This window comes from Streptomyces sp. NPDC020780, assembly GCF_044334475.1.
In the GTDB taxonomy this organism is placed as follows: domain Bacteria; phylum Actinomycetota; class Actinomycetes; order Streptomycetales; family Streptomycetaceae; genus Streptomyces.
In genome coordinates this window covers 116552-136134 of sequence record NZ_JBIRTB010000009.1, presented here as the reverse complement: position 1 = coordinate 136134, position 19583 = coordinate 116552, and the positions used below count along the sequence as shown (strand labels likewise).

Annotated in this window: 16 protein-coding genes and 4 pseudogenes; 9 read left to right on the top strand and 11 right to left on the bottom strand. The window is 71.0% G+C overall.

Annotated elements, in window-relative coordinates:
- Positions 1-7 precede the first annotated feature (7 nt).
- Complete coding sequence (locus tag ACH4VO_RS19120) at positions 8-409, top strand: hypothetical protein (protein WP_360990042.1); 402 nt, start codon at positions 8-10, stop codon at positions 407-409.
- Here the strand turns inward: ACH4VO_RS19120 and ACH4VO_RS19115 are convergent.
- A pseudogene (locus ACH4VO_RS19115) lies at positions 367-614 on the bottom strand (GNAT family N-acetyltransferase); the annotation flags it as partial. The gene ACH4VO_RS19120 and the pseudogene ACH4VO_RS19115 sit on opposite strands and share 43 nt — an antisense overlap.
- 4 nt (positions 615-618) lie before the next feature.
- Between ACH4VO_RS19115 and ACH4VO_RS19110 the strand changes: the two are divergent.
- Together ACH4VO_RS19110 and ACH4VO_RS19105 are read left to right on the top strand one after the other, a co-directional pair.
- Positions 619-804: pseudogene (locus ACH4VO_RS19110) on the top strand (Scr1 family TA system antitoxin-like transcriptional regulator); the annotation flags it as partial.
- Entirely contained in the window at positions 801-1010 is a 210-nt protein-coding gene (locus tag ACH4VO_RS19105) for a DUF397 domain-containing protein (protein ID WP_360990040.1), read from the top strand. The pseudogene ACH4VO_RS19110 and the gene ACH4VO_RS19105, both read left to right, overlap by 4 nt.
- Before the next feature lie 95 nt (positions 1011-1105).
- Here ACH4VO_RS19105 and ACH4VO_RS19100 read toward each other — a convergent pair whose 3' ends face one another.
- The 5 genes from ACH4VO_RS19100 to ACH4VO_RS19080 all read right to left on the bottom strand — a co-directional run bounded on the left by ACH4VO_RS19100 (position 1106) and on the right by ACH4VO_RS19080 (position 7123).
- Positions 1106-2164: a LacI family DNA-binding transcriptional regulator gene (locus ACH4VO_RS19100; RefSeq protein ID WP_360990037.1), complete on the bottom strand. Its 1059-nt coding sequence runs from the start codon at positions 2162-2164 to the stop codon at positions 1106-1108.
- Positions 2149-3825 carry a glycoside hydrolase family 13 protein gene (locus ACH4VO_RS19095; protein ID WP_360990034.1) on the bottom strand — a complete coding sequence of 559 codons (1677 nt, stop codon included), beginning with the start codon at positions 3823-3825 and terminating at the stop codon, positions 2149-2151. Before ACH4VO_RS19095 ends, ACH4VO_RS19100 begins: the two co-directional genes overlap by 16 nt.
- A 107-nt stretch (positions 3826-3932) precedes the next feature.
- A complete protein-coding gene (locus tag ACH4VO_RS19090; RefSeq protein WP_398441088.1) occupies positions 3933-4817 on the bottom strand; it encodes a sugar ABC transporter permease in 885 nt (294 codons plus the stop codon).
- Positions 4814-5830, bottom strand: coding sequence for a sugar ABC transporter permease (locus tag ACH4VO_RS19085; protein WP_360990028.1), 1017 nt, complete (start codon positions 5828-5830; stop codon positions 4814-4816). Before ACH4VO_RS19085 ends, ACH4VO_RS19090 begins: the two co-directional genes overlap by 4 nt.
- 21 nt (positions 5831-5851) lie before the next feature.
- Positions 5852-7123 carry an extracellular solute-binding protein gene (locus tag ACH4VO_RS19080; protein WP_360990025.1) on the bottom strand — a complete coding sequence of 424 codons (1272 nt, stop codon included), beginning with the start codon at positions 7121-7123 and terminating at the stop codon, positions 5852-5854.
- A gap of 360 nt (positions 7124-7483) precedes the next feature.
- Here ACH4VO_RS19080 and ACH4VO_RS19075 point away from each other — a divergent pair, with 360 nt between their 5' ends.
- A complete protein-coding gene (locus ACH4VO_RS19075; protein WP_360990022.1) occupies positions 7484-8527 on the top strand; it encodes a LacI family DNA-binding transcriptional regulator in 1044 nt (347 codons plus the stop codon).
- 76 nt (positions 8528-8603) lie between these two features.
- On the top strand, positions 8604-9653 hold the full coding sequence (locus ACH4VO_RS19070; RefSeq protein ID WP_360990019.1) for a phosphatase PAP2 family protein: 1050 nt from the start codon (positions 8604-8606) through the stop codon (positions 9651-9653).
- Positions 9654-9671: 18 nt separating this feature from the next.
- Here ACH4VO_RS19070 and ACH4VO_RS19065 read toward each other — a convergent pair whose 3' ends face one another.
- Positions 9672-12668 carry a bifunctional [glutamine synthetase] adenylyltransferase/[glutamine synthetase]-adenylyl-L-tyrosine phosphorylase gene (locus tag ACH4VO_RS19065; RefSeq protein WP_360990016.1) on the bottom strand — a complete coding sequence of 999 codons (2997 nt, stop codon included), beginning with the start codon at positions 12666-12668 and terminating at the stop codon, positions 9672-9674.
- Between the two features lie 149 nt (positions 12669-12817).
- On the opposite strand from ACH4VO_RS19065, the gene ACH4VO_RS19060 reads away from it, so the two are divergent.
- Positions 12818-13366, top strand: a complete 549-nt coding sequence (locus ACH4VO_RS19060) for a pyridoxamine 5'-phosphate oxidase family protein (protein WP_360990013.1) — start codon at positions 12818-12820, stop codon at positions 13364-13366.
- Here ACH4VO_RS19060 and ACH4VO_RS19055 read toward each other — a convergent pair.
- Entirely contained in the window at positions 13338-14132 is a 795-nt protein-coding gene (locus ACH4VO_RS19055; RefSeq protein ID WP_360990010.1) for a putative protein N(5)-glutamine methyltransferase, read from the bottom strand. The genes ACH4VO_RS19060 and ACH4VO_RS19055 overlap by 29 nt on opposite strands.
- 412 nt (positions 14133-14544) lie before the next feature.
- On the opposite strand from ACH4VO_RS19055, the gene ACH4VO_RS19050 reads away from it, so the two are divergent.
- Entirely contained in the window at positions 14545-15333 is a 789-nt protein-coding gene (locus ACH4VO_RS19050) for an NAD(P)H-binding protein (protein ID WP_360990008.1), read from the top strand.
- 315 nt (positions 15334-15648) lie between these two features.
- Here ACH4VO_RS19050 and ACH4VO_RS19045 read toward each other — a convergent pair whose 3' ends face one another.
- A complete protein-coding gene (locus ACH4VO_RS19045; protein WP_398441009.1) occupies positions 15649-16890 on the bottom strand; it encodes a hypothetical protein in 1242 nt (413 codons plus the stop codon).
- A gap of 410 nt (positions 16891-17300) precedes the next feature.
- Complete coding sequence (locus ACH4VO_RS19040; RefSeq protein ID WP_360990089.1) at positions 17301-18035, bottom strand: LppX_LprAFG lipoprotein; 735 nt, start codon at positions 18033-18035, stop codon at positions 17301-17303.
- Between the two features lie 197 nt (positions 18036-18232).
- Between ACH4VO_RS19040 and ACH4VO_RS19035 the strand changes: the two are divergent.
- A pseudogene (locus ACH4VO_RS19035) lies at positions 18233-18609 on the top strand (tyrosine-type recombinase/integrase); the annotation flags it as partial.
- Here the strand turns inward: ACH4VO_RS19035 and ACH4VO_RS19030 are convergent.
- Positions 18576-19441, bottom strand: a pseudogene (locus ACH4VO_RS19030) (replication initiator); the annotation flags it as partial. The pseudogenes ACH4VO_RS19035 and ACH4VO_RS19030 overlap by 34 nt on opposite strands.
- Between ACH4VO_RS19030 and ACH4VO_RS19025 the strand changes: the two are divergent.
- A complete protein-coding gene (locus ACH4VO_RS19025) occupies positions 19329-19571 on the top strand; it encodes a hypothetical protein (RefSeq protein ID WP_360990095.1) in 243 nt (80 codons plus the stop codon). The pseudogene ACH4VO_RS19030 and the gene ACH4VO_RS19025 overlap by 113 nt on opposite strands.
- Positions 19572-19583 lie beyond the last annotated feature (12 nt).

The following is a 19583-nucleotide window of genomic DNA, read 5'->3' as shown; positions in this document are numbered from 1 at the left end:
GACGGGGATGACCGGCAGGGCGAGCGCAGCGGTGACGTACGTACGCTTCCAGTCTCCGCACCGGAACCGGCGAGGTCACTTCACCGGCGTCTTCGGGCTCGTCAACAACCTGGCCCGCGAGGGGCGGCTGTCGGACGAGCAGGAGTCCCTCCGCCGCAGCCACAACCAGTGGTACGACGCTGCGTACACCGACCCTTCGACGGTCGACCCGACCGTGTACGACGACGCGATCAACCCCGGCGCGGCCGCATGGTTCAAGCCGTCGGCCGCGCATCTGCTCACGCGGGTCCCTGACTACCTGGAGATCCTGGCCGCCCACGGCGTCGATTGCCGGATGCTGTGTTCCGCGGATCCGGGGCGGGTCGTCTACGAGGACGACGTACAGGTCGTGGTCGTGCCGTACGCCTGAGGGCTGTCGGGCGGCACGATCGAGGGCAGGGCGCCGAACCACTGCTCGGCGCTCCTCGAACCGTTCGACCTCCGTGAAGCCGAGCGTGGCCGCGAAGGCGCATCGAACGGTCGTTGGCGGTCTGGGTGCAGAGCACCACCGGTTCGCCGGGACGTACGTCGGCGAACCAGGCGAGCACTGCCCTACACGCCTCGGCGGCGTACCCGCGGATGCAGGTGCTGAAATTCGGGGGCGGATCCGCCGTGGGACGCTCAGAGGGAGACTTCGGAAGCCGCCCGGTCGCAGACCCGAAACACCTCCGGATCATCGAACTGCGGTGTGGCATCATCCGGGCCCAGGCTCTCACACCCAGGGAGTCTCTGGCCTTCATCGAGGAAGTGCTAGGAGAGACATGACCTACCAGCCACCTGCCGGGGAACCCATGGAACCGGAGTGGTTCAGGAGCAGCTACAGCGACAGCAGCAACAGCAACGAGTGCGTCGAGGTCGCCACCACCCGCGGCGCGGTGCACGTCCGCGACTCCAAGAACGTCCCCGGCCCCCGCCTCGGCTTTGCGCCCACGACCTGGGAAGCCTTCCTCACGTACGCCTCGGAGAGCTGACGCCGGGGTGACCGGCAGTACGCGGCGATGTGACAGCCGAAAGGGCCGGATCCCCCCTCCGGACCCGGCCCGTCGACTTCCGCTGCCACGCCGGCTCAGGCGCCCCGCACCGCCGCCGTGGACCCCCGTACCACCAGCTCAGGCTGGAACACGTACTCCGTGCGCTGGACGGGGCTTCCGCCGATCTCCTCCAGCAGTGCCCCCACCGCCGCCGCCGCCATCGCCTGGACCGGCTGGCGGACCGTGGTGAGCGGCGGGTCGGTGAAGGCGATGAGCTGGGAGTCGTCGAAGCCGACGACGGAGACGTCGCGCGGCACGTCCAGCCCTCTGCCCCGGGCCGTCCGGACGACGCCCAGCGCCATCAGGTCGCTGCCGCAGACGATGCCGGTGCAGCCCCGGTCGAGCAGGGCGTCCGCCGCGACCTGGCCGCCCTCCACGCCGAACAGGGTCGAGCACACCATGAGTTCGGCTTCCTCCCGGGTCATGCCCAGGACGGACACGGCCGCCTGGACGAAACCGTCCCGCTTACGGCGCGAGGGCACGTAGCGCTGCGGCCCGATCGCCAGACCGATCCGCCGGTGGCCGAGCTCGGCGAGGTGCCCGACGGCCATGCGGACGGCGGCCGTGTCGTCGGGCGAGACGAACGGGGCGCTGATGCGCTCGTTGTAGCCGTTGATCAGGACGAACGGCACGCCGCGGTCGGTGAGCGCGGCGTACCGCCCCGGGTCCGCCGAGGTGTCGGCGTGCAGCCCGGAGAGGAAGACGATCCCGCCGACGCCACGCTCGACGAGCTGTTCGACGAGCTCGTCCTCGGTGGCGCCGCCGGGCAGCTGGGTGCAGAGCACGGGCGTGTAGCCGTGCCCGGCGAGCACCTGCTCCACGGACTGCGCGAACGCCGGGAAGATCGGGTTGGTGAGCTCGGGGGTCACCAGACCGATCAGCCCGGCGCTGCGCTGCCGCAGCCGTACGGGACGTTCGTAGCCGAGAATGTCGAGCGCCGCGAGCACCCGCTGGCGCGTGGTGTCCGCGACGCCCGGCTTCCCGTTGAGCACCCGGCTGACGGTGGCCTCGCTGACCGAGGCCTGCCCGGCGATGTCGGAGAGCCGCAGCGCCGGTCCGGTCCTGGGTGCGGGGACGGTCACACCGTCCACCACACCGTGGTGTCGGCGGGCAGCTCGAAGGTGTCGCCGTCGGCGGTGACCGGGGTGCTGGAGAGCAGCGGGGTGCCGGGGACCGCCATCCGTACCGGTGCGCCGGTCGTGTTGACGGTGCAGACGAAGCCGGGGCGGCCGAGGACGAGCACGCCCTCGGGGGCGTCCAGCCACTCCACGTCCGTGCCGGCGCCGAGGCCCGGGTGCTCGCGTCGGGCGGCGATCGCCGCGCGGTACAGCTCCAGGGTGGAGCCGTCCCTGCCGGTCTGCGCCTCGACGGAGAGCTCGCCCCAGCCCGTGGGCTGCGGCAGCCAGCTGCCGCCGTCGCCGAAGCCGTACGAGCTGCCCTCGCGGGTCCACGGGATCGGCACCCGGCAGCCGTCACGGAAGCCGTCCTGGCCCTCGGCGCGGAAGAACGACGGGTCCTGGCGGGCCTCGTCGGGCAGGTCGGTGACGTCCGGCAGGCCGAGCTCCTCGCCCTGGTAGACGTAGGCGGAGCCGGGCAGGGCCAGCATCAGCAGGGTCGCCGCGCGGGCCCTGCGCAGCCCGAGCTCGCGGTCGCCCGCGGTACGGATCTGGGTGCCCAGGCCCGGGGGGTTGGCGAAGCGGGTGCTGTGCCGGGTGACGTCGTGGTTGGAGAGCACCCAGGTGGCGGGCGCGCCCACCGGACGCATCGCGGCGAGCGAGGTGTCGATGACCTCGCGCAGCTCGGCCGCGTCCCAGTAGGTGGAGAGGTACTGGAAGTTGAAGGCCTGGTGCATCTCGTCGGGGCGCACGTAGTTGGCGGTGCGCTCGACGGTGGGCGTCCACGCCTCGGCGACGAGGACGCGGTCGCCGGGATACTCGTCGAGGATGGTGCGCCAGCTGCGGTAGATCGCGTGGACGCCGTCCTGGTCGAAGAACGGCATGACATCGTTGCCCAGCAGCTTCAGCTGGTCGTGGGCGCCCAGGTCGGGCAGGCCCTCGGCCTTGACGAGGCCGTGGGCGACGTCGACGCGGAAGCCGTCGACGCCCATGTCGAGCCAGAAGCGCAGGATCGAGCGGAACTCGTCGGCGACGGCCGGGTGTTCCCAGTTGAAGTCGGGCTGCTCCGGCGCGAAGAGGTGCAGGTACCAATCGCCGGGCGTGCCGTCCGGGTCGGTGGTCCGCGTCCAGGCGGGGCCGCCGAAGATGGACTCCCAGTCGTTGGGCGGGAGTTCGCCGTCGGCGCCCTTGCCGGGGCGGAAGTGGTAACGCTCGCGCAGGGGGCTTCCCGGCCCCTCGGCGAGGGCGCGCTTGAACCACTCGTGCTGGTCGGAGGAGTGGTTGGGCACCAGGTCGACGATGATGCGCAGGCCCAGGCCGTGGGCTTCGCGGATCAGCGCGTCGGCGTCCAGGAGGGTGCCGAACATCGGGTCGATGGCCCGGTAGTCGGCGACGTCGTAGCCGGCGTCGGCCTGGGGTGAGGCGTAGAAGGGGCTGAGCCAGACGGCGTCGACACCGAGGTCCCTGAGGTACGGGAGCCGCGCGGTGACGCCCGCGAGATCGCCCATGCCGTCGCCGTTGGCGTCGGCGAAGCTGCGCGGATAGACCTGGTAGATCACCGCGTCCTGCCACCAGCCGGTGCGGTGTCCCGGGTTGTTGTCGGACGTGCCGGTGGAGGGGGCAGCGAGGTGCTGGGTCATGTCGTCCCTGGGGTGTCTGGGTGGGGAGCGGCGCCGGGACCGGGTCGGGGATCCGGCGCCGCCGTGACGGGTGCGTTCAGTCGTACGGGACTGGGGTCCTGGGCGGGTCAGCCCTTGACGGCTCCGGCGGACATGCCGGTGACCAGGTGCTTCTGCGCGAACAGGAAGACCAGGGCGGCCGGGATCGCGATCAGTACGGACGCCGCGGTCATCGGGCCCCACTGGGCTCCGTACTGGTTGACGAACTTCTGCAGTCCGCCGGCCAGCGTGAGGTTCTCGTCCCCGACCATGAAGGCGGAGGCGTACGCCACCTCGCCCCAGGCGGTGATGAAGGAGTAGAAGGCGGTGACGGCGAGGCCGGGCTTGGCCAGCGGCAGGATCAGCCGCCAGAACGTGCCGAACGGGGTGAGGCCGTCGACCTGTCCCGACTCGTCGATCTCGCGCGGGATCGTGTCGAAGAAGCCCTTCATCATCCAGGCGCAGAACGGCACGGAGATGGTGAGGTAGGTGATCACGAGGCCGGCCGGCTGGTTGAGCAGCCCGATGCTCGACATGATGTTGTAGATCGGCACGATGAGGACGGCGACCGGGAACATCTGGGTGATCAGCAGCGTCCACATCAGGCCGCGCTTGCCGGGGAAGCGGAAGCGGCTGACGGCGTAGCCGGTGGTGGCGGAGACGAAGACGCCGATGACGGTGGAGAGCCCCGCGACGACGACGGAGTTCCCGAACCAGCTCAGGAACTCGGTGTCCTTGATCAGGTTCGTGTAGTTCTCGAACGTCGTCTCCCTGAAGAAGTCCGTCGTGGTGGCGAACTTGGCGGGCTTCAGCGAGGTGAGCAGGACCCACAGCACCGGGAAGACCGCGATCACCGAGGCGATGACCAGGGTGAGGTGCAGGGCCACGGAGGCGGCCGGGGAACGGTCGCCGCGCAGCCGGGGCTTGGGCTTGCGGGCGCTGTGGCGGGCGGTGGTCGCCGTTGCGGTGGTCACCATTTGTCTCCCTGCGTGCGGAGCACTCGCCGGTACACCATGGCGAAGAGCATCAGGAGTACGAGGATCAGCACGCCCCAGGTGGAGGACTGCGCGAAGTCGCGCGGGCTGATCTCGAAGGAGAATTTGTACGCCTGGGTGACCAGGATCTGGGTGGCCTCGCCGGGTCCGCCGCGGGTCAGCAGGAAGATCACCGGGAACATGTTGAAGGTCCAGATGGTGGAGAGCAGGATCACCGTGGTGGACACCGGGCGCAGTCCGGGGAGCGTGATGTGGCGGAAGCGCTGCCAGGCGGTGGCGCCGTCCATCTCCGCGGCCTCGTACTGCTCCGAGGGGATCGACTGCAGGCCGCCGAGCAGGGCGACCATCATGAACGGGACGCCGAGCCAGACGTTGACGGCGATGACGGAGAACTTGGCCCACGTCGGGTCGTTCAGCCACGGTATGCCGTCGATGCCGGCGCCGCCGAGGATCTTGTTGAGCAGGCCGCGGTCCTCGTTGTAGAGGAAGCGCCAGGCGAAGACCGAGACGAAGCCGGGGATGGCCCAGGGCAGGATGAGGGCCATGCGGTAGGCGGAGCGTCCGGCGATGCGGCGGTTGAGGATGTTGGCGAGGCCCATGCCCAGGCAGAACGTGATGCCCACGCAGGAGACCGTCCACACCAGGGTCCAGCCGAGCGTGCCGAGGAACTGGGTACCCGTCAGCGCGTCGACGTAGTTGTCGACGCCCACGAACGTGTAGGTGGCGGGCAGTTCATTGACGCCGATGGACCGTGCGACGTTGCGCTCGTTGGCGTCGGTGAGCGACAGGTAGATGCCGCGGACCAGCGGATAGCCGATGATCACGCCGATCACGATCACGACCGGGGCGACCATGACCCAGGCGTACCAGTGCACCGACATGGCTCGCCGGAGCCTGCTCGGCGGCGGGGGGTTGCCAGTACCGCGGCTGGGGCCGCGGGCGACGTCGTCGCCCGCGGCCTTCGCCACCGACTGGCTGGTGTGGACAGCCATCAGTCGGCCTGCCTTCCTGAGTTACTTCCAGCCCTTGAGGAGCTTGCGGTAGGAGTCGCCGGTCGCCGAGGCGGCCTTCTCCGGCGTGGTCTGGCCGGTGAGGACCTTGGTGTACTCGGTGACGAGCGGCGCGAAGAGGCTGCCGGTCTCCGGGATCCAGGGGCGCTCGACGGCGGTCTCGACGACGGGCTTGAAGAACTGGACGATCTCGCTGTCCACGGCCGCCTGCTTGGAGTAGACCGAGGTGCGGGTCGGGAGCAGGTTCAGCTCACCGGCGGTCTGCGCCTGGGTCTCCACCGACGTCATGTAGTCGACGAAGGCGTAGGAGGCCTCGAGGTTCTTGGAGCCCGCGTAGACGGCGAGGTTGTGGCCGCCCTGCGGGGCGCCCTGCCCGGCGGAACCGGCCGGCACCGGGGAGATGCCCAGGTTCGCCTTGTCGGCGAACTCCTTGCCGGCCAGGGTGTCGGCGACGGCCCACGGGCCGTTGATCATCATGGCGACCTTGCCGTCCTTGAACGACGACTGCATGTTCTCCCAGCCGTCGGTGGCGTCGGTCTTGGCGGCGCCGGAGTCGACGAGGTCCTTGACGGTCTTGAAGGCCTTGACGCCCTCGGGCTTGTCCACCGTGACGGTCTTGGAGGAGGCGTCGACCAGGTCGCCGCCCTCGCCGTACAGGAAGGAGAGGAACCAGTAGGCGTCGTCGCCGCGGAGGTAGAGACCGGTCTTGCCGGTCTTCTCCTTGATCGTCTTGGAGACGGTCTTCAGGTCACCGATGTTCTTGGGGACCTCGACACCGGCGTCCTTGAAAATCTTCTTGTTGTAGAAGATGCCCATGGAGTCGATGACCTGCGGGACCGCGTAGGTCTTGCCGTTGTACTTCGTCGAGGCGGCGGCCTGCTTCAGGAAGTCGTCCTGGTCCTTCAGCGCCGAGGTGCCGTCCAGCGGCGCGAGGTAGCCGAGGTCCGCGAACTCGGGGGTCCAGGCGACCTCGGAGCGGATGACGTCGGGGGCGCCGGCGCCGGCCTGGGCGGCGTTCTTGAACTTGTTCTGCGCCTCACCGAAGGGCACGTTGACGTACTTGACGTCGACCTTCGGGTGCTTCTTCTCGAAGCCCTCGGCGATCTTCTTGAAGACCTTGTCCTCGCTGCCGACCGTCGAGGTGTCCCACCAGGTCACCGTGCCGGAGAGCTCACCCGAGCTCTTACCGCCGCCGGACTCGTCGTCGCTGCCGCAGGCGGTCGCCGCGAGCGCCAGGGCCGCGACCAGGGCGGTGGCCGTTATGCCACGTCGCATCTGAACTCCTTCAACTGCCGTACCGCTCCGTCGCGGCGCCGGGTCGACGTGAACGTAACAAGGATGAAAGACGACCGAAAGACCTTGCGGAAGATTTCTGCAAGCACCGCTGATCGTTACATTGGCGTGTCCTCAAGGTTGCCGTCAAGCCTCTTGACGAAGACGCTGCGACCCTGTCCACAGCAGGCCAGGCGCCTTTTTTCGGCAGTACGACGATCCGAAGAGCAAGGACGGGAAGCACCCGCAAGGTATTGCAAGATGTTGCCGCCGGGGTTGCGGCGGCCTCCGGGATTCGGGCCGTGAGCCACGGATACAGCGCGTGGTGGGCAATCCGACAGGCGCCCGGTACAGTCCACTCCCATGACCGCACGGCTTGCCGATATCGCAACTCAGGCGGGGGTCAGCGAAGCGACGGTCAGCCGTGTACTGAACGGCAAGCCCGGTGTCGCGGCGGCCACCCGCGAATCCGTCCTCGCGGCGCTCGACGTCCTCGGCTACGAACGTCCGGTGCGGCTGCGCAGGCGCAGCGCCGGACTCGTCGGACTGATCACGCCCGAGCTGGAGAACCCGATCTTCCCCGCCCTCGCCCAGGTCATCGGCCAGGCGCTGACGCGGCAGGGCTACACACCGGTGCTGGCGACACAGACGCCCGGGGGCTCCACGGAGGACGAGCTCACGGAGATGCTCGTGGACCGCGGCGTCTCGGGCATCATCTTCGTCTCGGGTCTGCACGCCGACACCTCCGCCGACATGCAGCGCTACGAGCAACTGCGTGCCCAGGGTGTGCCCTTCGTGCTGGTCAACGGCTTCTCCTCCAAGGTGCAGGCGCCGTTCATCTCCCCCGACGACCGGGCCGCGATGCGGCTCGCGGTGACGCACCTGGTGGCGCTCGGGCACCAGCGCATCGGACTCGCGGTCGGCCCCAAACGCTTCGTACCGGTACTGCGCAAGATAGAGGGCTTCCACGCCACGATGCGGGAGCAGCTGGGTCTCACCGCGGACGCGGTGGAGGAGCTGATCCAGCACTCGCTGTACACGCTGGAGGGTGGCCAGGCGGCGGCCTCGGCGCTGATGGAGCGCGGCTGCACGGCGGTGGTGTGCGCGAGCGACATGATGGCGCTCGGGGCGATCCGGGCGGCCCGCCGGCTGTCGAGGGACGTGCCGCGCGACCTCTCGGTGGTCGGGTACGACGACTCCCCGCTCATAGCGTTCACCGATCCGCCGCTGACCACGATCCGGCAGCCGGTGACGGCCATGGGGCAGGCCGCGGTGCGCACCCTGCTGGAGGAGATCGGCGGCACGCCCGCCCCGCACAGCGAGTTCGTCTTCATGCCCGAACTGGTCGTGCGCGGCTCGACGGCCGCCGGGCCGGGCACGTCTCCTGGGCCCGGGTCACGCCGGTAAGGTACAGAACGTGCGGCCGGAACCCGACCGGAGGATCATCGGGCACACGGACACGAATCTGGCAGACTCTGCGCCTATGGGTGAATCGCTTGTGACTACACAGGATGACCGTACGGCGGTCACCCCGTCACCCCGCACGGACGAAGCGGTGGCGGCCGACCGTCCCGCGTCCAGCCCCCGGTGGTCCGCACGGCTCGGCGCCCTGCGCTCCCCGCGCCGCCCGCGTCTGTGGTTCGAGATCCTGCTCATCGCGGTCAGTTACTGGCTCTACTCGCTGGTGCGCAACGCCGTTCCCGAGCAGAAGACGGCGGCCCTGCGCAACGCCGACCTCATCTGGTCCCTGGAGCACGGCATGGGGCTGGCCTTCGAGGAGTCGGTCAACCACGCGGTCAACTCGGTGACATGGCTGATCGTGTCCATGAACTACTACTACGCGACCCTGCACTTCGTCGTCACCATCGGTGTGCTCGTCTGGCTGTTCCGCCGTCACCCGGGCCGTTACGCGCCGGCCCGGCTGATCCTCTTCGCGACCACGGCGGTGGCCCTGCTCGGCTACTACCTGTTCCCGCTGGCCCCTCCCCGCCTGATGAGGGGGGAGAGCTTCGTCGACACGGTCATGCTGCACCAGACCTGGGGGTCGATGGCCTCGGGCAACTTCAAGCACATGTCCAACCAGTACGCGGCGATGCCGTCGATGCATATCGGCTGGTCCCTGTGGTGCGGTCTGACCATATGCGCCCTGGCGACCGCCCCCTGGGCGCGGATCCTGGGCCTGCTGTACCCGTTCGCCACGCTGATCGTGATCGTGTCGACCGCGAACCACTTCTGGCTGGACGCGGTGGGCGGTATGGCCTGCCTGGCGTTCGGCTACGTACTGTCGTACGCCTGGTACGGCTCGCTGCCGCACCGCCTGCCGAAGGTGGTGCCGCGCTCCGGCCGGCCGGGCCGTGCGCGCGCCCTGCTCCCGGGCCGGACCTCCCCCGCCGGGCGCCCGGCGCCGGACCGGACCGCCCCTGCTCCCGCCGCGGCCTCGGAACCGGACCGGACCGGATCTGCCGTGGCCTCCGAACCGGAGCGGCCGGTCCCCGCCGCGGCCTCCGAACCGGGCCGGCCGCCCGCCGCCTGAGCGGCGTCCCGGGTCACCTCACCCCGCGGCCCCGTAGAACCGCTCCTCCACCACCGCCCGCGCCCGCCGGGTGATCCGCCGGTAGTCGTCCAGCATGTCCCCGACGTGCCCCGGCTCGTACCCGAGGTAGCGCCCCACCGCCGTCAGCTCGCGCGGGTTCGAGGGGAACGTGTCCCCCGGCCGCCCCCGTACCAGCATCACCGCGTTCCGCACGCGGGTGGCCAGCACCCACGCCTCGTCCAGCGTCTGGGCCTCGTCCGCCGGGATGAGCTCCGCCGCGCAGGCCGCGGCAAGCGCCTCACGCGTACGCGTGGTCCGCAGCCCCGGCTCCGCCCAGCCGTGCTGCATCTGCATCAGCTGTACCGTCCACTCGACGTCGCTCAGGCCGCCCCGCCCGAGCTTGGTGTGGAGCGTGGGGTCCGCGCCCCGCGGCATCCGCTCGGACTCCATCCGCGCCTTGAGCCGCCGGATCTCGCGTACCGCGTCCTCCGGCAGCCCCTCCACCGGGTACCGCAGCGGGTCGATCAGCTCGACGAACGCCCGTCCGAGCTCCTCGTCCCCTGCCATCGGCTCCGCCCGCAGGAGCGCCTGGCTCTCCCACACCAGCGCCCAGCGCCGGTAGTACGCCGCGTACGAGTTCAGCGTCCGCACCAGCGGCCCGCTCCTGCCCTCCGGCCGCAGATCGGCGTCGATCAGGAGCGGCGGGTCGGCCGACGGCAGCTCCAGCAGCCTGCGCATCTCCGTGATGACCGTGTTCGCGGCCCGGGCCGCCTCCTCGTCGCTCACGCCCTCACGGGGCGCGTGCACGAACAGGACGTCCGCGTCGGAGCCGTAGCTCAGCTCGTGCCCGCCGAAGCGGCCCATGCCGATGACGGCGAACCGGGTCGGCAGGGTGTCGCCCCAGCGGGCGCGTACGGCCGCGCGCAGCGCCCCCGAGAGGGTGGCGGCGTTCAGGTCGGTGACCGCGGAGCCGACCCGGTCCACCAGCGCCCCCGGATCGGACTCGGCCGGGCTCTCCTCGGTGCCGTACGAGCCGATCAGGTCGGCCGCAGCCGTACGGAAGAGCTCCCGCCGCCGCACCCCGCGTGCCACCGTGACGGCCGCCTCGGCGCCCGGCGCCCGGCTCACCGCGGCCAGTACCTCCTGCTCCAGGTGCGCGCGGTCCCGGGGCCGCAGCCCCTCCGGGGCTCCGAGGATGGCCACGGCCTCCGGGGCGCGCATGAGCAGGTCGGGGGCGAGCCGGCCGGCGGACAGGACGCGGGCGAGGTTCTCCGCCGCCGCGCCCTCGTCGCGCAGCAGCCGCAGGTACCAGGGGGTCTTGCCGAGCGCGTCGGAGACCTGCCGGAAGCCGAGGAGTCCCGCGTCCGGGTCGGCGGAGTCCGCGAACCAGCCGAGCAGCACCGGCAGCAGCGTGCGCTGGATGGCCGCCTTGCGGGACACCCCCGAGGACAGGGCCTCCAGGTGCCGCAGCGCGGCGGCGGGGTCGGCGTAGCCCAGTGCCTCCAGCCGGACGACGGCGGCCTTCGGGCTGAGCCGGGTCTCACCGGGGGCCAGCTGCGCCACGGCGTCCAGCAGCGGCCGGTAGAACAGCTTCTCGTGCAGCCTCCGCACGACGGAGGCGTGCCGCCGCCACGCCCTGTTGAGCTCGGCGACCGGCTCGGTGCGCAGCCCGAGGGAGCGTCCCAGGCGCCGCAGGTCAGGCTCGTCCTCGGGCACCAGGTGGGTGCGGCGCAGCCGGTAGAGCTGGATGCGGTGCTCCATGGCGCGCAGGAAGCGGTAGGCCTCGTCCAGCTGCGCCGCGTCGGCCCGCCCGATGTATCCGCCGTCGGCGAGCGCCCGCAGGGCGTCCAGCGTCGAGCCGGAGTGCAGCGTGCTGTCGCTGCGCCCGTGGACGAGCTGGAGGAGCTGTACGGCGAACTCGACGTCCCGGAGCCCGCCGGGGCCGAGCTTGAGCTCCCGGTCGACGCGGTCGACGGGGATGTTGTCCACGACGCGCCGCCGCATCTTCTGCACGTCGCCGACGAAGTTCTCCCGGTCGGCGGCCTGCCAGACGAGGGGGGCGACGGCCTCGGCGTACTCCGCGCCCAGCGCCCGGTCACCCGCGACCGGGCGGGCCTTGAGCAGGGCCTGGAACTCCCAGGTCTTGGCCCAGCGCTGGTAGTAGGCGAGGTGCGAGGACAGGGTCCGCACGAGCGGCCCGTTGCGGCCCTCGGGGCGGAGGTTGGCGTCGACGGGCCAGATCGTGCCCTCGACGGTGGTGTCGGAGCAGATCCGCATCATGTGGGCGGCGAGCCGGGTGGCGGCCTGCAGTGCGGCGCTCTCCTCCGCCCCCTCGGCGGGCTCGCCCACGAAGATCACGTCGACGTCGGAGACGTAGTTCAGCTCGTGCCCGCCGCACTTGCCCATGGCGATGACGGCGAGCCGGCACCGCGCCGCGTCGGCGGGGGCGGCGGCGCACGCGATCGCGAGCGCCGAGCGCAGCGTGGCCGTCGCCAGGTCGGCCAGTTCCGCGGCGACCTGGGCGACATCGGTCGTCCCGCACACGTCCCGGGCCGCGATCGACAACAGGGACCTGCGGTACGCGACCCGCAACGCGTCCGGATCGGTGGCGCCGGCGAGCATGTGCTCGAATTCCGCGACCCCGGGGTGGAGGTCGGTGGCCTCGTACGTGACGAGTGCCTGCCAGTCGCGCGGGTGCCGCGCCAGATGGTCCCCGAGGGCCTCGGAGGCACCGAGGACGCCGAGGAGCCGGTCGCGCAGCGGCTTGGCGGTGACGAGGGTGTCCAGCAGCACCTGCCGTTCGGCGGCCTCCTCGGCCTCGACGAGCCGGACCAGCCCGCCCAGGGCGAGGTCGGGGTCGGCGGTCGCCCCGAGCGCGTCGAGGAGGACGGAGTCGGACCGTACGGACGACAGCGCGGGCAGCTCCAGCAGCCGCTCGGCGGCGGACGGGTCGGTGAAGCCGTGCCGCAGCAGGCGGGTGAACGTACTGCTCCTGCGTCCCGGCACCGTCGTCATCCCACGCTCTCCTGCCCGCCGACCTCGTCCATCCGGTCTCCGAAGCTTAAGGGGCCGCGATGAATTCGGAGCGGCGGCGAAGTCCCCCCTTCCCGGGCACGATGGCCTGGACGCACACGCAGACGCACCGCAGCACGAGGAGGCCCGTCATGCCGGACGAGGACCGGGGCACCGCACCCGACACCGCTCTGGACCCGCACTACAGCGGCGTGGACGCCACCGCCCGCCCGTGGGCGGAGGGGGTCGCGCTGCTGGAGGGAGCGGAGCTGTACTGGCTGTCCACGGTCCGCCCCGACGGCCGCCCCCACGTCACGCCGCTGATCGGGCTGTGGTCCCAGGGCGCGCTGCACTTCTGCACGGGCCCGGCCGAACGCAAGGCGCGGAATCTGGCCGCCAACCCGGAGGTCGTCCTGACCACCGGCGCCAACAGGCTGAACAAGGGACTCGACGTGGTGGTGGAGGGCCGGGCGGTCCGGGTGACGGACGAGGAGCGGCTGATCGCGCTGGCCGAGGGCTGGGAGGCCAAGTACGGAAGTGACTGGCACTTCGGCGTCACCGACGGCATGTTCTCCAACGGGGCGGGAGGCCGTGCGCTGGTCTTCGCGGTGGCCCCGCGCACGGCCTTCGGCTTCGCCAAGGGCGACCCGTTCGGTCAGACCCGCTGGCGTTTCACGGACGCCGGGGACGGGTCCCGATGACGACGGTCGCGTACAGCTCCGGCGAGACGACGACGCGCGCATCGAGTCCGCTGCCGCCCACCGTCTCCCGGGCGATGCCCGCCTGACGTTCGCTCGTCTCGACGAGCAGGCTGCCGCCGGGGGCCAGCCAGCCGGGCGCCTCGGCGGCCACTCTGCGCAGGACGTCGAGCCCGTCGCCGCCGCCGTCGAGCGCCACCCGGGGCTCGTGGACGCGCGCCTCGGCGGGCAGCAGTCCGACGTCCTCGGTGGGTACGTAGGGCACGTTGGCGAGCAGGACGTCGACGCGGCCGCGGAGCGCGGCGGGCAGCGGCGTGAAGAGGTCGCCCTCGTACACCGTCCCGAGCGCGCCCACGTTGCGCCGCGCGCACCGCACGGCGGCGGGTTCGACGTCGGCGGCGTGGAGTTCGGCCCGGGGCAGCACCGACGCCAGGGCCACTCCCAGCGCCCCGGACCCGCAGCACAGGTCGACGACCACCGCACCGGCGGGGGCGAGCGCTGCGGCCTGCGCGACGAGGAATTCGGTACGGCGCCGCGGAACGAACACACCCGGGTCCACCGCGATGCGCATGCCGCTGAACTCCGCCCATCCCAGGACGTGTTCGAGCGGAAGTCCGGCGGCGCGGCGTTCGACCATGGCGGCGAGCCCGGCGGGGCCCGAGGCGGTCGACAGGAGGAGCCGCGCCTCCTCCTCGGCGAACACGCAGCCGGCGGCGCGGAGGGTGGTGACGATCGAGGCGGCGGTGAGCGGTGGGGTCGACGGTGTCATGCGGCGGAGCCTTTCGGGGAAACCGAGGGCGCTCCGCGGTCGCTTACGCCGTGTCGGCCACGCGACGGCGAGGGGTGAGCACCCGTGCTGATACAGCGGTAATGGGTCTCACCTCCTGGGTCGGTCCCGGTCTCGGGAAGCGGCACATTACCAGAGCGGCACGGGGAGCTCCCCGCCCATGCCGCCCACCACGAACGGGGCGGTGCCGGGCCGTGCGGAACGGTGCGCTCGCGAGCACCGCGGCGCGTGCGCACGGTGGTCGACCCCGACACACCGGTCTCCACACGGCGTCAGCTCGCCTGCTCGCAGGGCCGTTTCCGGTAGTTCTGTCACATCCGGGACGGCTGTCCCGTCCTGAGGGGTGAGGGCGCTCCGCCCGGGAGTGCCCGCCGTACGGAGGGAAAGAACGATCATGAGCACGATCCTGGTCACCGGCGGTACCGGAACGCTCGGCCGTCTCGTCACCGAGCGGTTGCGGGCACAGGGGCACGAGGTCCGGGTGCTCAGCAGGCACGCGCAGCCGTACGCCGTCGATCTGCGGGAGGGCGGCCCGGTCCTGGAGGCAGCCGTCGAAGGCGTGGACACGGTCGTGCACTGTGCGAGCGGGCCGCGCGGGGGCGACGAGAAGGCGGCCGTCCGCCTGATCGCGGCGGCACGGCGGGCCGGGGTGGGGCATCTCGTCTACATCTCCATCGTCGGCGTCGACCGGGTGCCGTTCGGCTACTACCGGTCGAAGTTCGCCGTGGAGCGGATGGTCGAGGAGTCGGGGCTCGGCTGGACGGTGCTACGGGCCACCCAGTTCCACGACCTGGTCGCCACGGTCCTGCGGAGCCTGGCCAAGCTACCGGTACTCCTTCTGCCGGCGGGCGTCAGCGACCAGCCCGTGGAGGTGTCCGAGGTCGCCGACCGCCTGGCCGTGCTGGCGACGGGCGCACCCGCGGGCCGGGTGGAGGACATGGGCGGCCCGGAGGTGCGGACCTTCCCTGAGCTGGCCCACGCCTACCTCGCCGCCACCGGGCGCCGGCGCCGCGTGGTGAGCGTGCCCTTGTTCGGCGGGGCGTACCGGAGCTTCCGCGCCGGAAACCACCTCACCCCGCAACACGCGGTCGGCACGGGCACGTTCGAGGAGTACCTGACGGCCCGTACCGGCTCCGGTACGGGCGGTGGGAGCGGCGGCGGGGCCGCCGGGCGCGGGCGGTAGGAGGAGGGGAGGGGCTGCCTCCGGGCGCGGGCTGAAGGACGGAGGGGCGGCGGTCTCCGGGCGCGGTGGTAGGACGACGAAGGGGGTGGCCCCCCGGCGCGGCGGTAGGACGACGGATGGTGGCGGCCTCCGGGCGCAGGCGGCAGACGGACGGAAGGAGCGGCGGCCTTCCGGCGCGGTCACCACCTCCCCCGCCACTTCGGTCACCACCACCGCCCTCTCACGGTCACCACCTCCCCCGCCGCGTCGGTCACCGCCACTGCCCCCTCACGGTCACCGTCATCGACTCCCCCGCCACTTCGGTCACGGTCACCGTCACCGCGTCAGCACGTAGCAGGTCACGACGGGCTCGGCGCCGACTCCCCACCGGTCCTCGCCCGGCCAGGTGTACCAATAGTGGTCCTTCTTCGCGCCCTCGGCGGTCCAGGCGGCGGGGGCCGATCCGTACGCCTCGTCGCAGGCCGTCCTCGCCATCCGCTTCGCCTTCCTGTCCCCCGGATAGCGGGCCCCGAAGGTCTCGTGGGCGAAGACGCGTGCCTCGTGGGGCCCGGCGCAGGGTACGGAGACGACCATGTCGAGGATGCGGGTGCCCGTCGTGAGGTCGGCGCACTCGCCCTCCTCGACCTCGCCGACGGCCGTGGTGACCTTCTTGGCGTCGAGCGTCCGCTCCGAGGGCGCCGGCATGGCCGGTTCCGAGGCCCCGAAGCCGCCCAGTGTCAGAACAGCGCGCAGCCCCGTCGTCCCGGCGAGGGCGCTGTCCTTCCTGTCGAGCAGGGCGGAGAAGTCCGCCTCCGCCCGCGTGATGCGGCCTTCGGCGTCCGTCGACAGCGCGAGCGTCACGGGAGTAGCCGTGCCGTTCGGATCGATGTCGCTGGTTAGCTCCGCGCGCAGGTCCTTGGAGAACATGCGCAGGGCGTTGAACGCGGTGAGTTTCGCCCGGTAGGTCCGGCCGCCGTCACCGGCCGCGGACTCCTTCGCGTCCTCCTTCGCGTCCTCCTTCACCTCCCTCACCTCCTTCACGTCCTGGACTCCGCTCACCGTCTCCAAGAGCGTGCCACCGAAGGCGGATTCGGCCCCTCGCAGCGCATCGATGGCGTCGTCACTGCCGAAGGCCGCCGACGCCCCTGCGTAGCTCAGCCAGTACCCGGCCTCCCCGGCGCGCAGCCGGATGGTGTCCGGCTCGACCGCCACGCGTACCTGGGCCGGGGACCGGTCGGCGCCGAGCCGCGTACCGAGCAGTGCGTCCTTGGCTTCCTCCGGGAGGCCCTCGGCCAGTGTCCAGCCGATCGAGCCGACGGCACGGCCGCCGGGAAAGTCGACGCGTCCCGTCGACGTCTGCACCGTGTCCCCGGCCGGCGAGGTGAACGTCAGGTGCTGCGTGAAGCGCGCGGTGCGCGTGGCCTGGGTCGCGAGTAGCGCCTGGCGGGGCTGCTGTTCTGTCGGTACGTCAAAGACCGGGTGCGCGGGCTTCTTGTCGGCCGGGTCTCCCGAACAGCCGGTCAGTAGCAGAGCGGCGGCGGCAACGGCGCAGAGGGGGTGGAGGTGGCTTCTGATCACGCCGGTTCGACGGCGCACCCCTCCGATCGGTTGCCCCCCACCCGATAACGAAATAACACACCCCCCACCGCCGCCCCGAGCGCACCCGACCCGCTCGCTGAGAGGACAGGGACGCACGCAGGTCCGGTTTGCGATAGTTCGGCGGTCCCCACCCTCCCAGCCAGCCTCCGCGGGCCCTGCGGGAGGGGGCGGGGCGCCCCCGCTTACGCGGGCCCAAGGCTTTGAGGTCTAGCCTCATCCTTATCAGGTAGGTCACGGCATGGTTGCAACGCCAACCAACCGGCCCTGCGCTTTGGTCGATCGTCCTCTGAGGTCCGGCGCCGTCCGTCGCTGTTTCGCGCTTGTTGGTGTCAGCCGCTGATGTCAGTCGCTATATGCCGTCATGACAGATCGCAGAGGTTGAGATGAAGCTACTCGGGTGCGCTCACAGGCACCGGGGCGCTGAAATTTTTGAGCGTCACGACGTTGTGTGCTGAGGAACCGGATGCCTTCATCCACTGCTCGAAGCGCACTACTCGGCCGACCTCGTTGACCCACACGTCGCAGTCGAACTCCTCGGTGCCCGTGGAACGCATCCTGTCGTACAGCCGACGGTCCACCGCGCGGAGGTGATCCTGAGTTAGTTTCCCTGAAAGGCGGTACGTCGGGGCTCCGTCCATCTCCTCCGAGCCCTTTTGGGCCTTCGGCCCGAGGTCCAAGAGCAGCTGTGCATATGCTCCGTAGTCTGCTACGCCCGCACCTGCAGAATCCAGCCCCGCACGCTGCCACTCCCCAGCTGTTCCATCGTCATCAAGTGTTCGTGTGTAGGTGGCGTTCTCCAGCAGGATCGTCTCCGCATTGACCGCTTGGCCCTCCGGGGCGCTATCAGAAGTCTTCAGAGTCATTTTTCCCGTAGGGGCTGATCCGTTGAGATTCATCCGGCCAGTCATAACGAGTCCCAGCGTGGAACCCAGATAGCTTTCTGACGTGATATGAGCCGAGTAAGGCGCTGGATCGGCATTTTTGAGCGCCGCCTCGACCTCGAATGCACCAACTGATTTTGGGGTGACCGCTGTTCCGCTCTTCGACTTCGGTGCAGGTCTTTGTCCTGCGTCCCCCGCTCCACAGCCGGTGAGCAAGACAGTGACCGCGATACCGGCCGCCACGATGGCCAAGTGACGCATGACAGGGGACCTCCACAAGCGTGACTGACAAGTCGCTGAGTCTCTCATGGGCACGGCGTGAGCAGCTCCACTGCCCTCAACCCGCCACTCTCCCCCGTCTCCCGTCCCGTCCGCCTTCGAGCCACAGTCCGTGGAACTCCCTCCCGGAGCGCTACAGGCCCATCGTCGACCTGGGCGGCGGCTGCGGGCTCCGGCGCACGGGCTTCAACTCCCGCGTCTGGAAGCCCGCACTCGTGGAGGCCTGCGTCCTGCCGCAGCCGCGGCCCGGCGAGCGCCACCAGGCCGCCCGCGAGCACGGCATGCACGCGCTGCGGCACTTCTACGCGTCGGTGCTTCTGGACGCCGGCGAGGACATCAAGGCGCTGAGGCGTACCTCGGCCACAGCGACCCGGGCTCCACCCTGCGGGTCTACACGCACCTCATGCCGAGCAGCGAAGGACGTACCCGGAAGGCCGTGGACAGCATGTACGAAGCCGTCGCCGCGACAGCGGACGGCCCACAGACGGCCCCACGCCGAAATTCCCCGGCAACTCGCTTGCGGGTTGCAACATCTTGAATCTGACCCAGTTGGCGACCACCGCTGGCCCAGGCGGGTGGTGGGCTGGTGGGGCCGGTGGGGCCGTCGAGTCGGATGACGGCGTGGAAGTGGTCCTGGCCGCGTTTTTGGTACTCGGCGACCTTGGCGTAGGAGAGGGTGGGCCCCGCGCGTCGAGCGCGGGGCCCGGGCCCTCGGTGGTACAGCCGGGTCCGCTGCGTGAGCCCGGCGGCTTTGGCGATTTCGCGGCGTAGGTGGGTGGTGAAGCGGGCCCACAGGGCTGGGGCGTGCGCGTTCCAGAGGACCGCCCCGGTGTAGTCGTACCGCTCGGGGTCGAGCGGGGTGCCCAGCAACCGGTCGTCGTCGGGGTGGACTTGGCCGCAGTGGCAGCGGCCGGTCTCGGGCTGGTTGTGGACGGGGCCGAAGCCGGGAGCGGTGAGGGTGGCGAAGACTCGGGGGTGTGCGGCGACGCTGGTGGGGACGGTCTGCCGCCGCGGAATCCGGCGGCGATGAGCTGATAGGTGTCGTAGCGGTAGACGGTGGAGCAGGCGGGGCAGCGGGTGGCGCGGCGGTTGCCGCAGCAGACCAGCAGTTCGCCCGCCGGGAGTTGGCCGGAGTCGAAGTGGTCGAGGATCTCGCCGGTCGCGCTGTCGAGTCGGGTGTGGTGCCCGGTGAGGCGGATCGGGTGCGCGCAGCCACCGAGTCCGGTTATCTGCCGTGCGAGGGGTGCGAGTTGGCCGGTGGCGGCGAGCTTCGCCAGCCTGGCGGTGAGCCTGGCGCGGCGCTCCAGCGCCGACCGCCCTGCCGTCGAGACGGTGACGTCCGCCGGGCAGGTCGGCGTCGTGAACGCCAACGACGGGAGCGAGGTGGCTGGAATGGTCGTGGGGTACGGGAGTTGGAGCTGTGCGGGCATGCGGGAAGGGGCCTTTCGGCGGGAGCGCGGAAGCGGTACGGCGCGGGGCGGCGTGGGCAGGCCGAAGTGATCGGCTCACAGA